Below are 11,983 nucleotides of genomic sequence, written 5' to 3' on the forward strand. Positions count from 1 at the left end.
TGGATGCAGATGCACAGGGGTGAAGGAATGCCGATCTGATGTACCGTCAGATTCATGACCGGACCCCGCAAGGTCGCCGTGGTCGGCGTGGCCCTGTCCGACTGCGGCCGCGTGGACGACGCCACCGCCTACGCCCTGCACGCCCAGGCGGCCCGCCGCGCGCTCGCCGACGCGGGACTCGGCCGGGAGGTGGTCGACGGCTTCGCGTCGGCGGGCCTGGGCACGCTGGCCCCGGTGGAGGTGGCCGAGTACCTGGGCCTGCGGCCCACCTGGGCCGACTCCACCTCGGTCGGCGGCTCGACCTGGGAGGTCATGGCGGCCCACGCGGCGGACGCGATCGCGGCCGGCCATGCCAACGCCGTCCTGCTCGTGTACGGCTCGACGGCCCGCGCCGACATCAAGGCGGGCCGCAGGACCGGCAACCTGTCCTTCGGCGGCGGGGGCCCCCTCCAGTTCGAGGTCCCCTACGGCCACACGCTCATCGCCAAGTACGCGATGGCGGCCCGCCGTCACATGATCGAACACGGCACCACGATCGAGCAGCTGGCGGAGGTGGCCGTCCAGGCACGGGCGAACGCGGCCCTCAACCCGGAGGCGATGTTCCGCACCCCCGTCACCGTCGACGAGGTCCTGTCCGGCCCGATGATCGCCGCCCCCTTCACCAAGCTGCACTGCTGCATCCGCTCCGACGGCGGCGCGGCGGTGCTGCTGGCGGCCGAGGAGTACGTACGGGACTGCCGTACCGCGCCGGTCTGGGTGCTCGGCACGGGCGAGTGCGTCTCGCACGCCGCCATGTCGGAGTGGGCCGACTTCACGGTGTCCCCGGCGGCGGTGAGCGGCCGACTGGCCTTCCGGCGGGCGGGCGTCCGGCCGGCGGAGGTGGACTTCGCGGAGATCTACGACGCCTTCACCTACATGACGCTGGTCACGCTGGAGGACCTCGGCTTCTGTGCCAAGGGCGAGGGCGGGGCGTTCGTGGAGAAGGGGCGGCTGCGGGTGGCGGGCGGCGGGCTTCCGGTGAACACGGACGGGGGCGGCCTTTCCGCCCAACACCCCGGGATGCGCGGGCTGTTCCTGCTGGTGGAAGCGGTACGGCAACTGCGCGGCGAGGCCGGTGACCGGCAGGTGCGCCGGGCGGACGGGGGGCTGCCGGAGCTGGGGGTGGCGTCGGGGACGGGCGGCTGGTTCTGCTCCTCGGGGACGGTGGTGCTGGGACGGGGGTGACACCGGGGGCGGGGAAGGACGGCGGCAACCTTTCGGGCCGTGGCGGCGACCGGGTGCCGGAAGCTTCGACGTTCGCAGGCATCGGAAGCGGACGTTCGAAGGACGTGCACCGCCGAACCGCGTAAGGACCGCTCCGTGGCCTCCTCCTCACATCGCCGACGCCCGCGTACGGAGCGGACGTCCGCCCGGCACCCGGTCCGCGGTCCGCTGCTCGCGGTGGCCGCCGTCGCCGCCGTCGCCCTGGTGGCCACCCTGGTCGTGGCCTTCCGCCCCGGCGGCGCGGCCGGCACCGGGCGGGGCGCCGCGGACCGGGCGGTGTCCGCGGCCTCGGCCTCGCCGTCCTCCTCGCCGGAGGCCGCGGGAAGCGCGACGGCGACGGCACCGCCGGCGCCCTCGAAGGGGGCCTCGGCGAAGCCCGCGGCAGGCGCACGGGCCACGCCGACGAGATCCGCTGCCGCCGCCCCGGCCCGGCGCACGGCGACCGGCACCGCCCGCACGCCCGCCACCACCACCGTCCCCGCGGCCGGCCGGATCCGCCCCGGTGCCTCCCACCAGGGGGTCGCCACCTCCTACGACGTGCGACGGCGACGGCGCCTGCTCGTTCGGCCCGACCGACGACGTGCTGACCGCGGCGACGAACACCGCGGACTACGAGACGGCGTAGGCGTGCGGCGCGTACGTCTCGGTCCGTGCGGCGGGCGGCACATCCGTCACCGTACGCATCACCAACGAATGCCCCGCGCCCTGCGCGGCCGGCCAACTCGACCTGAGCCGACAGGCGTTCGCCTAACTGGCGCCGCTCTCGGCGGGCCGGGTCGCGATCACCTGGAGGCTGCTGAGCCCGGCCGCCTCCGACACGGTCGGGATCCGCTGCAAGACGGGCTCCACCCGCTACTGGTGCGGGATCCAGGCGATCGGTCACCGCAACCCGCCGGCCCGCCTGGAGGTCCGCAGCGGGCGGCGGCTGGCTGGCGCTGAGCCGCACCGAGTACAACTACTTCCTCTCCGAACAGGGCGTCGGCTGCGGCGGCGAACTCCGGCTCACCGGCATCTACGGCGAACCGCTCACCGTGCCCGCCCTCCCGGTGCGCCCGGACACGGTCCAGCGGACCGGGGTCCAGTTCGCCCGGCGCTGAGGAGCGCCTCAGCCGCGCACCGGCACGATCCGGTGGCCGCGGCGCGGGCCGGGGGTGTCGACGAGGCTGACGCCGACGTGGTTGCGGGCGATCACCCAGGCCACGGGGGCGGCGATCAGGGTGAGGACGGCCGCGGCCACGCTGACCGGGAGGAGCAGGGGCGGCGACTGCCCGGCCGGGAGGGCCCTGGCGCCCTCGTGGAGGGCGTAGGCCAGCGAGGCGGCGCACAGCGCCAGCGCGAGCACGAAGACCGCGGCCCAGGTCAGGCGGACCCGCCGGGTACGGACGTGGTCGCGGACCTCGGCGAGCAGCGCGGCCGAGCAGACCGGGCACTCCAGCTCGACCCGGTCCCGGCCCACCGCCGGCCGGACCAGCCGGAAGTCACGCGCGGCCCAGGTGACGGTCCGCGCCGTGGGCCGCCCGCCGTCGCCGAGCACATGACGTACGCCCACTCTCACGGTCCTGGGTCCCCTCATGCCGGACAGTGTGGGGCCGGGGCACAGGTATGCGCAGGGATTCGCTCGGTTGTGCCCGGGAGTCCGGGCTGCGGGTACCTCCGGGCACGCCGGGCCGTCCCCCGGCGTGCTGCCGGGGCGGCAGGGCGCGGCCCCGAGTGATACTCGGCACATGGCAGCAACGGATCTCCACGCGCTCCTGAAGTCGCTCCGGGTCTGGTCCCCCGAGACCACGGAGCTACGGCCGTTCGACCCCGCGTCGGCACCCGACGCTCCGCTCCCCCTGTTCACCACGTGGTTCGCGGAGGCGGTGGCGGCCGGGCAGCCGGAGCCGCACACCGTGTCGCTGGCGACGGCGGACGAAGAGGGCCGGCCCGACGTACGGATCGTGATGCTGCACGGCGCGGACCCGGACGGCTGGTCCTTCGCGTCGCACCTGACCAGCCGCAAGGGGCATCAGCTAAGCGACCGCCCGTACGCGGCGCTGGCCTTCTACTGGCCGGTGCTGGGCCGCCAGGTCCGGCTGCGCGGGCCGGTCACCGCGGCCCCGTGGGAGGAGGGCCAGGCGGACCTGCACGCCCGCTCGACGGGCGCGCTCGCGGCGGCGCTCACCGGCCGGCAGAGCGGGGTCCTGTCCTCGCTGGAGGAGTTGCGCGAGGAGTCGGAGGCGGCCTGGGAGCGCGCCCGCGCCGACCCGGCCGCCCCCTCGCCCACCTGGACCCTCTACCGGCTGCGTCCACAGGAGGCCGAGTTCTTCCAGGGCGACCCGGAACGCCGGCACGTCCGGCTCCGGTACACCGGCCAGGGCGACGGAACGTGGCGGCGGCAACTGCTGTGGCCGTGAGCGCCTCCCCGCTACGCCCGCCCCTCGACGTCGTACACCGCCCAGTCGGCCACCCGCCGGTAGCCGATGCGCTGGTAGAGCGCGTTGCTCGTCGGGTTCGCCAGGTCCGTGAAGAGGAGGACCTCGCCGACGCCCCGCGCCAGGGCCGCCCGGCTGACCTCCGCCGTCACCGCGCCTGCGTAGCCGCGGCCGCGCAGCTCGCGCGGGGTGTAGACGGGCGCGACCCGGGCCTGGCCTGCGACCGTCGGGGTCACGCCGGCCATGGACACCGGGGTGCCGTCGGGGGTCTCCCAGAGCGTGACGCCGTCGTAGGAGAGCCGGAAGTCGGCCCAGTCCCCGGCGTCCCGGCCGCCCGGCACACCCGCGTCGGTGACGAAGCCGCCGTACCAGCGGATCAGCAGGTCCCGGTCCGCGGGACCTGCCACCCTCGCCCGGCCCTCGGGCACTGGGACGGGGACCGTCAACTCCTCGAGCCGGTACAGCCGTTCGAGGTCGCGGAGCTTCCCGGGCGTCCCGGTCCGCCGCTCCCAGGCCGCCACGAACGCCTCCGCCGTGGCGCGTTCGGCGGCGAATCCGGACACCGGGTGGCCGAGGGCGAGCAGCCGGGAGGCCAGCGCCCCGGCCTGCCGGGCCGTGAGGCGGGTGGTGCGCAGGGCGTAGGGCGGGGTGTGCAGCAGCGCCGCGCCCACACTGCCGTCCTCCCTGGTCAGGTAGCCGAGGAACGGCGGCGGGTCGCCGTACGCCGACGGGCCGCTGTGCCGCAGCTGCCGGGTCACCGTCAGGTGGACGGTGTGCAGGTCCGGGCGGGAGGCGAGGAAGTCCCCCGCGTGGGCGAGTAGTTCGCCCACGTCGGAGGTGAAGTGCCACTCGGACGTGTCGGAGAGGCCGAAGGGGTCGGATGCGTCGGAGGGGTGGGGCGCGTCGGCAGCTCCGGCCAGTCCGGCCGCGGGTGCCTCGGGGGCTGTCTCGGGGTCCATGGTCGATGGTCGCGCCGGGCCGCCGTACCCCGCACGTGAATTATCCGAGGGCCGGCTCCGGGTCCGAGGCGAGGCGGGCGTGCAGGTGGGCGTCGCGGAACGCGTTCGGCCGGCCCGCCTCGAACATCGAGTCCCGCAGTGTCCCCTCGTACGGGAACCCGCATGTCTGCGCTATCCGGCAGGACGCCTCGTGGCCGAGGGCGTGCCCCAGCTCCAGGCGGTGCAGGCCCAGTTCGGCGAAGGTCCAGCGGGCGGCCAGGGTCAGGGCGTGGGTGGCGACCCGGCGGCCGCGCGCCTCCGGGAGCACCCAGTAGCCGACCCGGGCCGAGCGGGACACCCGGTCGATCATGTTGACGCCGATGTGCCCGAGGGTCGTGCCGCTCTCCGCGTCCGCGATCCGGAACGGCGCGCAGCCGCCGCCGGCCGCCTGCTCCCGTTGCCTCAGCAGGGCGGCACGGGCCCCGGTGAGGTCGATGTCCGGCTGGAGGGGGGTGTTCCAGCGCAGGAAGTCCAGGTCGGTACGGCCGCGCAGCCAGGCCTCGACGTGGTCCCGCGAGTCCGGGTCCCAGTGGTCGAGGCGCAGGCCGTGACCGTGCGGGGTGATGTCGGGGCGGTGGGCGGCGGGCTGTTCGTCGATCTGGGCCATGAGGTCATTGAAGCCGCTGTGCCGGGTGTGGCCCAGCCCGTACCGGCGCCCCCTGTTCTCACCGGCTCCCGTCCCGGCGGGTCGCGGGGCGGAACACCGGCACACCCGCCCGGAAGACCACCTCCAGTTCGAGTCCGGCGCTCGGCTCGGGCGTGTCCACCAGTTCGGTCATCATGCGCGGACCCTCCGCCAGGTCGACCACGGCGGCGACGTAGGGGACACGGTCACCGAAGGGCGGGAGATCGTTGCGGTGCACGACGGACCAGGTGTACAGGGCCGCGCGGCCGGTCGCGGGCTCCCAGGTGACGTCCTCGCTCCAGCAGTGCGGGCAGAACTCCCGGGGGTAGTGGTGGGCCCGGCCGCAGGCGCGGCAGCGGCGGAGCAGGAGCCGGCCCTCGGCCGCCGCCTCCCAGTACGGGCGGGTGAAGGCGTCCGGCTCGGGAAGGTCGTACCGCCGTACGGTCGGTGCACTCGTCGCATCCATGCATCTGACGGTATGTCAGACGGCGGCCGCGGCCCAGAGCATCGCGGAAGCGGGAACCTCTCACCATCGAGACAGGCGCCTCACCCCCGCGACAGCTTCCCCGGACGCGGTGTCCCTTTCCGTTCAGATTCCGTTCGGACCAAGTGGGCTACGCCACAAGTCCCACCCACATCTCCTACGGATGTGATCAATCCGCAACCAATTCCGGTCTTGACCGAGACCCATCAACGTGACGCGTGATTACGCTCGCGCCCATGGTCGTGTTCCCCCCCACCGTCTCGCCCGTCTACGTCATCGGCGCCGGCCCCGGAGGTCTCGCCGCCGCGTACGCGCTGCGGGCCCGGGGCGTCCGCGCCGTCGTCCTGGAGAAGTCCGAGGACGTAGGCGCGTCCTGGCGCGGGCACTACGACCGCCTCCGGCTGCACACCACCCGGCGCCTCTCCGCACTGCCCGGCCTGCCCATGCCGCGCCGCTTCGGCCGCTGGGTCGCCCGCGACGACGTCGTGCGCTATCTGGAGAAGTACGCCGAGCACCACGAGCTGGAGATCGTCACCGGTGTCGAGGTCTCCCGGGTGGAGCGTTCGCCCGAGGGCGACGGCTGGCTGCTGCACGCCTCCGGCGGCCGGGAGCTGACCGGCTCCGCGGTGGTGGTCGCCACCGGCTTCAACCACACCCCGCGCGTCCCCGGCTGGCCCGGTCTGGACGGCTACACCGGCCGGTTCCTGCACGCGGGCGAGTACCGCAACGCCGACCCGTTCGCCGGCCAGGACGTCCTGGTCGTCGGCGCCGGCAACACCGGTGCCGAGATCGCCGTCGACCTGGTGGAGGGCGGTGCCTCCCGGGTACGGCTCGCCGTCCGCACGGTCCCGCACATCGTGCGCCGGTCCACCGCCGGCTGGGCCGCCCAGTACAACGCGATCCTGGTACGGCGCCTGCCGGTGCCCCTCGTGGACCGGCTGGCCCGCACGATGGCCAGGGCGAGCGTGCCCGACCTGGCCGCCCAGGGCCTGCCCCGCCCCGACTCCGGCCTCTTCAGCCGGGTCGGACAGGGCGCCATCCCGGTGCTGGACGTCGGTCTCCTCGACGCGGTACGGGAGGGCAGGGTCGAGATCGTGGCCGCCGTCGACCGCTTCGAGGACGGCAAGGTCGCCCTCGCGGACGGCACCCTCGCCTCCCCCGACGCGGTGATCGCCGCGACCGGATACGAGCGGGCGCTGGAGGGCCTGGTCGGCCACCTCGACGTCCTCGACGAAGGCGGCCGGCCGGTCGCCCACGGGCCCCGCACCCCGAAGAACGCCCCCGGCCTCCACTTCATCGGCTACACCAACCCCATCAGCGGCATGTTCCGGGAGATGGCGATCGACGCGGAGAAGATCGCGAGGGCCGTGGCCGGGCGACAGCGGACGAAGTAGGGGGCAAGAAGCACTTTCCGTCTCAACTTTGCGTGCAGACCAGTTCCTGACGCTGCGTCAGTTCAGTAATCTGACACAGCGTCAGTTAATTGTGCTGTCACACAGGAGCGGGCGGAACGATGCTTGGATCAACCCACGGCACCCTCACCACCGACTCCCGCCGGGCCCGGGTCATCGCCTGCGGTGAGCCGCGACCCGGACCCGCCGTCCACGGCCGGACGGCCGACACGGACGAGCAGGACGTCAGCGGACGGCCGCTGTACGCGGACGTACCGGATCTCGACAGGTTCTTCCGGCCCGAGTCCGTCGCCGTGATCGGCGCCTCGGACGCCGAGGGGCGGCCCAACACCGGTATCACCCGGCAGATCCTCGACTGGGCGGAGCGGGTCGGGGCCCGGGTGCACCCGGTGCATCCGGCCCGCGAGGCGGTCTTCGGCATCGCCTGCGTCCCCTCCGTCGCCGACCTGCCCGAACAGGTCGACCTCGCCGTGCTCCTGGTCGCCGACCCCCTTCCGGTGATCGAGCAACTGACCGAGGCCAAGGTGCGGTTCGCCGTGGCCTTCGCCTCCGGGTTCGCCGAGACCGGCGAGGAGGGCGCGGCGGCCCAGGTCCGGCTCGCCGCCGCCGTGCGCCGCTCCGGGCTGCGGCTGCTCGGCCCGAACACCAACCTGAACGCCTTCGAGCGGTTCCGGGACGACCTGGACGGACCTGCGATCGCGCTGATCACCCAGTCCGGGCACCAGGGCCGGCCCGTCTTCGCCGCCCAGGAACTCGGCATCCGCCTCTCGCACTGGGCACCCACCGGCAACGAGGCCGACCTGGAGACCGCCGACTTCATCTCCTACTTCGCCGAACGCCCCGAGGTCGGCGCCATCGCCTGCTACGTCGAGGGCCTCAAGGACGGCCGCGCCTTCCTGCTGGCCGCCGACCGCGCGGCCCGCCGCAAGGTGCCGGTGGTCGCCGTGAAGGTCGGCCGCACCGAGGCCGGCGCCCGCACCGCCGCCTCCCACACCGGCAAGCTGACCGGCGCGGACGACGTGATCGACGCGGCGCTGCGGCAGTACGGGGTGATCCGCGTCGACGGCCTGGACGAACTCCAGGACACCGCCGCCCTGCTCGCCCGGGCGCGGGCGCCGCGCGCCGACGGGGTGGTCGTCTACTCGATCTCGGGCGGCACCGGGGCCCACGTCGCCGACCTGGCCGCCGGCCTGGGGCTGAGGCTGCCGGTGCTGTCCGGGGCGCGGCAGGCCGAGCTGCACCAGTGGATACCGGAGTACCTGAGCGTGGCCAACCCGGTCGACAACGGCGGTCACCCGGTGGGCGACTGGCGCGGCCGGAAGATCATCGACTCGATCCTCGCCGACCCGGAGGTCGGAGTGCTGATCTGCCCGATCACCGGTCCCTTCCCCCCGCTCAGCGACCGGCTCGTGCGGGACCTGGTCGACGCGGCCGAGGCGAGCGACAAGCTGGTGTGCGTGGTGTGGGGTTCGCCGGTCGGCACCGAGCCCGCCTACCGCGAGGTCCTGCTGGGCTCCTCCCGGGTGGCCACCTTCCGTACGGCCGGCAACTGCCTCACCGCCGTCCGCGCCTACCTCGACCACCACCGCTTCGTCCGCGCCTACCGCTCCCCCTTCGACGAGGCCCCGCGCACGCCGTCGCCCTCGTCCCGCAAGGCGCTCGCGCTGATGCGGCCGGGGCAGCAGCTGAGCGAGCACGCGGCGAAGCAGCTGCTGCGCGCGTACGGCATACGGGTGCCGCGTGAGCAGCTGGTGACCAGCGCGGCCGCCGCCGTGCGCGCGGCGGGGCTGGTCGGCTACCCGGTGGTGATGAAGGCGTCCGGCGCGCAGATCGCCCACAAGACCGAGCTGGGCCTGGTGAAGGTCGGGCTGACCTCCGCCAGCCAGGTCCGGGACGCCTACCGGGAACTGACCGACATCGCCCGCTACGAGGGCGTCGCCCTCGACGGTGTGCTGGTCTGCCAGATGGTCGAGCGGGGCGTCGAGATGGTCGTCGGGGTCACGCACGACGCCCTGTTCGGGCCGACGGTGACCGTCGGGCTCGGCGGGGTGCTGGTCGAGGTCCTGCACGACGCCGCCGTACGGGTGCCGCCGTTCGGTGAGGAGCAGGCCCGGGACATGCTCGCCGAGCTGCGCGGGCGGGCCCTGCTGGACGGGGTCCGGGGTCGGCCGCCGGCCGACGTGGAAGCGCTCGTCGAGGTGATCCTCCGGGTCCAGCGGATGGCGCTGGAGCTCGGCGACCAGCTCGCCGAACTCGACATCAACCCGCTGATGGTGCTGCCCGAGGGCCAGGGCGCGGTGGCGCTGGACGCGCTGGCGGTGTGCCGCTGATGGACACCGTCCGGTACGTGACGCAGGGGCGGGTGGCCCACCTCACCCTCGACCGCCCCGACGCGCTCAACGCCCTCACCCCCGACCAGCGGGACCACGTCATCCGGCTCCTCGACGAGGCCTCCGCGGACCCGGGGATCGGGGCGGTGGTCGTCACGGGCACCGGCCGCGGGTTCTGCGCGGGTGCCGACCTGCGCGGTGGCGCCACCACGGCCGAGCGCCTCCCCGGCGACGTGGCCCGCACCATCCGGCTGGGCGCCCAGCGTCTGATCGCCGCCGTCCTGGACTGCGAGAAGCCGGTGATCGCGGCGGTCAACGGCACCGCCGCCGGCCTCGGCGCCCATCTCGCGCTCGCCTGCGACCTGGTCCTGGCCGCGGAGTCCGCCCGTTTCATCGAGGTCTTCGTCCGCCGTGCCCTGGTCCCCGACGGGGGCGGCGCCCATCTCCTGCCCCGTCTGGTCGGCCCGCACCGCGCCAAGGAGCTGATGTTCTTCGGCGACGCCCTCTCCGCCCCGGAGGCGGAACGCCTCGGCCTGGTCAACCGGGTCGTGCCGGACGAGGACCTGGCCAGGACGGCACGGGACTGGGCCACCCGCCTGGCGGCCGGCCCGACCCGCACCCTCGCCCTCACCAAGCAGCTGGTCAACGCGTCCCTGGACGGCGACCGCGCGGCGGCCTTCGCGGCCGAGTCCGCCGCCCAGGAGATCAACATGACGACCCGGGACGCCCAGGAGGGCCTCCATGCCTTCGTGGAGCGCAGAACCCCACGGTTCCTCGGCAGGTGAGACCGGCGACGGCGACCGCCGAGCCGTCAGGCCCTTTCGAGGATCCGCAGGGTGCCCGCGTCGGGGTCGCCGAAGAGCACGAACAGCTGGGGCGCGTCCTCGCTGCCGCCGACCGACCACTGGGTGTCCTCGCCGCAGTCGCCGTCCAGCTTGAGCAGCACACCGTCGCGCCAGGTCCTCCGGGGCGTCCAGGTGCCCTGGCCCGCGCACACGACGTAGTCACCGGAGAAGTGGTCCGTGAAGGGAGCCGGTTCGGTGGGCAGCCCGACGGCCTCGGCGCTGCCGTCGGCACGCAGCCGCAGCTCGGCGCCGCTTCCGTCCCGCCAGACACCGGTCAGCTGGGCGGCGGTCAGCCGGGGTGGCTCGTACTGCGGGAACAGGCCCGCCTCGGACGCCAGCACCCCGCCGACGAGGGTGAGAACGGCCAGCCCGAACGAGCCGGCGGCGGCCCGCCACCACACGCCCCAAGGCCGCAGGGCGCGATGCCGGACCCAGCCGACGCCGAGTGTGGGCAGCACGCCCAGCCCGGCCAGGACCGCGAACGTCGTGGTGAACGGCCAGGACCCGAGCGACGCGACGAGGGCGCTCCAGAAGGCGGCCGGCACCACCGGCGCCGCCAGGTACCAGGGCCAGGAAGGGCCGCCCAGGCGCCGGCGGGTGAGCCGGGCCGCCACCACGGACGGCAGGGTCAGCAGGTACGCCTGCGCGACGCCCAGCAGCGGCAGCAGGAACGGCGCCAGGAACACCAGGAACACCGCGCCCAGCGCACCGCCGTTCCCCGCGCCGTGGTCGTCACGGCCGGAGAGGTCGATGAACGTCAGCAGTGCGGCCACCGGCAGCTGGGCGAGGGCCAGCGCGACCGCCGCGCCCAGATCGCCGCCGGACCAGACCGGCCGCCGCTCACCGGCCCGTTCTGGTGTCCCGCCCCGTCCCGGCGCTTTTTCCCACCCCATGTGCGCAGGGTACGAAGCGTTGGCAGGACGTCCCGCACCACCCTTCCCATCTGATGCCCCGTCAGCTTCAATGAGTCCGTGATGGGACACGCAGGGGCGGCCGCCGCCGCCGTTCGCTACCTCAGGTCGGCTCCCGCGCCGGGACCCGCTCCGCGGCCCGTGGACGCCCTGCCGCGCCCGGAGTTGCGGTGTGTGCGCCCGGACGAGCGGGCACCGGTCGACCCGGCGGAGTTCCGGCGCGTGCTGGGGAACTTCGCTACCGGGGTGACCGTCGTCACCGCACCGGCCGCCGAGGGCGAACCGGCCCCCGCCGGTTTCGCCTGCCAGTCCTTCTCCTCCCTCTCCCTGGACCCGCCCCTGGTCTGTTTCATGGTCGGCCGTACGTCGGCCACCTGGCCGCGCATCGCCCGCGCGGGTGTCTTCTGCGTCAACGTCCTCGGCGCGGGCCAGGGCGCGCTGTGCCGCGCCTTCGCGGTGAGCGGCGCGGACAAGTTCGCGGGTGTCGCCCACACCCCGTCCCCGGTGTCGGGCGCGCCCCGCCTGACCGGCGCCGCCGCCTGGATCGACTGCTCGATCCACGCCGTCCACACGGGCGGCGACCACCTGATCGTGGTGGGCCGGGTGAACGCGCTGGGCGCGGGCGAATCCCCCGACGGACCGCTGCTGTTCCACCGGGGGCGGTTCACGGGGCTGGGACCGGTCGGCTAGCGGTCTCCTCC

The 11,983-nt window shown here is 74.5% G+C and carries 11 protein-coding genes and 1 pseudogene; 7 read left to right on the forward strand and 5 right to left on the reverse strand.

All coding sequences use genetic code 11. From position 1 onward, the window contains the following. The first annotated feature begins 54 nt into the window (after window positions 1-54). Both ACZ4O3_RS14630 and ACZ4O3_RS14635 read left to right on the forward strand, forming a co-directional pair. Window positions 55-1,224 carry a thiolase C-terminal domain-containing protein gene (locus ACZ4O3_RS14630; RefSeq protein ID WP_467722320.1) on the forward strand — a complete coding sequence of 390 codons (1,170 nt, stop codon included), beginning with the start codon at window positions 55-57 and terminating at the stop codon, window positions 1,222-1,224. 718 nt (window positions 1,225-1,942) lie between these two features. Then, a pseudogene (locus ACZ4O3_RS14635) lies at window positions 1,943-2,014 on the forward strand (hypothetical protein); the annotation flags it as partial. 354 nt (window positions 2,015-2,368) lie between these two features. Here the strand turns inward: ACZ4O3_RS14635 and ACZ4O3_RS14640 are convergent. Beyond that, a complete protein-coding gene (locus ACZ4O3_RS14640; RefSeq protein WP_467722321.1) occupies window positions 2,369-2,836 on the reverse strand; it encodes a hypothetical protein in 468 nt (155 codons plus the stop codon). Window positions 2,837-2,987: 151 nt separating this feature from the next. On the opposite strand from ACZ4O3_RS14640, the gene ACZ4O3_RS14645 reads away from it, so the two are divergent. Beyond that, window positions 2,988-3,659: a pyridoxine/pyridoxamine 5'-phosphate oxidase gene (locus ACZ4O3_RS14645; RefSeq protein ID WP_362720665.1), complete on the forward strand. Its 672-nt coding sequence runs from the start codon at window positions 2,988-2,990 to the stop codon at window positions 3,657-3,659. Between the two features lie 11 nt (window positions 3,660-3,670). Here the strand turns inward: ACZ4O3_RS14645 and ACZ4O3_RS14650 are convergent, their stop codons facing one another. The 3 genes from ACZ4O3_RS14650 to ACZ4O3_RS14660 are packed head-to-tail and all read right to left on the reverse strand — an operon-like array spanning window position 3,671 to window position 5,766. Then, complete coding sequence (locus ACZ4O3_RS14650) at window positions 3,671-4,636, reverse strand: GNAT family N-acetyltransferase (protein ID WP_362720667.1); 966 nt, start codon at window positions 4,634-4,636, stop codon at window positions 3,671-3,673. A gap of 40 nt (window positions 4,637-4,676) precedes the next feature. After that, window positions 4,677-5,282 carry a GNAT family N-acetyltransferase gene (locus ACZ4O3_RS14655; RefSeq protein WP_362720670.1) on the reverse strand — a complete coding sequence of 202 codons (606 nt, stop codon included), beginning with the start codon at window positions 5,280-5,282 and terminating at the stop codon, window positions 4,677-4,679. Between the two features lie 58 nt (window positions 5,283-5,340). After that, window positions 5,341-5,766, reverse strand: a complete 426-nt coding sequence (locus ACZ4O3_RS14660) for a Zn-ribbon domain-containing OB-fold protein (RefSeq protein WP_384986998.1) — start codon at window positions 5,764-5,766, stop codon at window positions 5,341-5,343. Window positions 5,767-6,020: 254 nt separating this feature from the next. On the opposite strand from ACZ4O3_RS14660, the gene ACZ4O3_RS14665 reads away from it, so the two are divergent. The 3 genes from ACZ4O3_RS14665 to ACZ4O3_RS14675 all read left to right on the forward strand — a co-directional run bounded on the left by ACZ4O3_RS14665 (window position 6,021) and on the right by ACZ4O3_RS14675 (window position 10,311). Further along, window positions 6,021-7,178, forward strand: a complete 1,158-nt coding sequence (locus tag ACZ4O3_RS14665) for a flavin-containing monooxygenase (RefSeq protein ID WP_467722322.1) — start codon at window positions 6,021-6,023, stop codon at window positions 7,176-7,178. A gap of 119 nt (window positions 7,179-7,297) precedes the next feature. Next, complete coding sequence (locus ACZ4O3_RS14670; protein ID WP_467722323.1) at window positions 7,298-9,526, forward strand: acetate--CoA ligase family protein; 2,229 nt, start codon at window positions 7,298-7,300, stop codon at window positions 9,524-9,526. Beyond that, on the forward strand, window positions 9,526-10,311 hold the full coding sequence (locus ACZ4O3_RS14675; protein ID WP_467722324.1) for an enoyl-CoA hydratase/isomerase family protein: 786 nt from the start codon (window positions 9,526-9,528) through the stop codon (window positions 10,309-10,311). Before ACZ4O3_RS14670 ends, ACZ4O3_RS14675 begins: the two co-directional genes overlap by 1 nt. Before the next feature lie 26 nt (window positions 10,312-10,337). Here ACZ4O3_RS14675 and ACZ4O3_RS14680 read toward each other — a convergent pair whose 3' ends face one another. Then, complete coding sequence (locus tag ACZ4O3_RS14680) at window positions 10,338-11,264, reverse strand: hypothetical protein (protein WP_467722325.1); 927 nt, start codon at window positions 11,262-11,264, stop codon at window positions 10,338-10,340. Between the two features lie 81 nt (window positions 11,265-11,345). Between ACZ4O3_RS14680 and ACZ4O3_RS14685 the strand changes: the two genes are divergently transcribed. Next, a complete protein-coding gene (locus ACZ4O3_RS14685) occupies window positions 11,346-11,972 on the forward strand; it encodes a flavin reductase family protein (protein ID WP_467722326.1) in 627 nt (208 codons plus the stop codon). Window positions 11,973-11,983 lie beyond the last annotated feature (11 nt).

This window comes from Streptomyces sp. NPDC026515 (assembly GCF_055567595.1).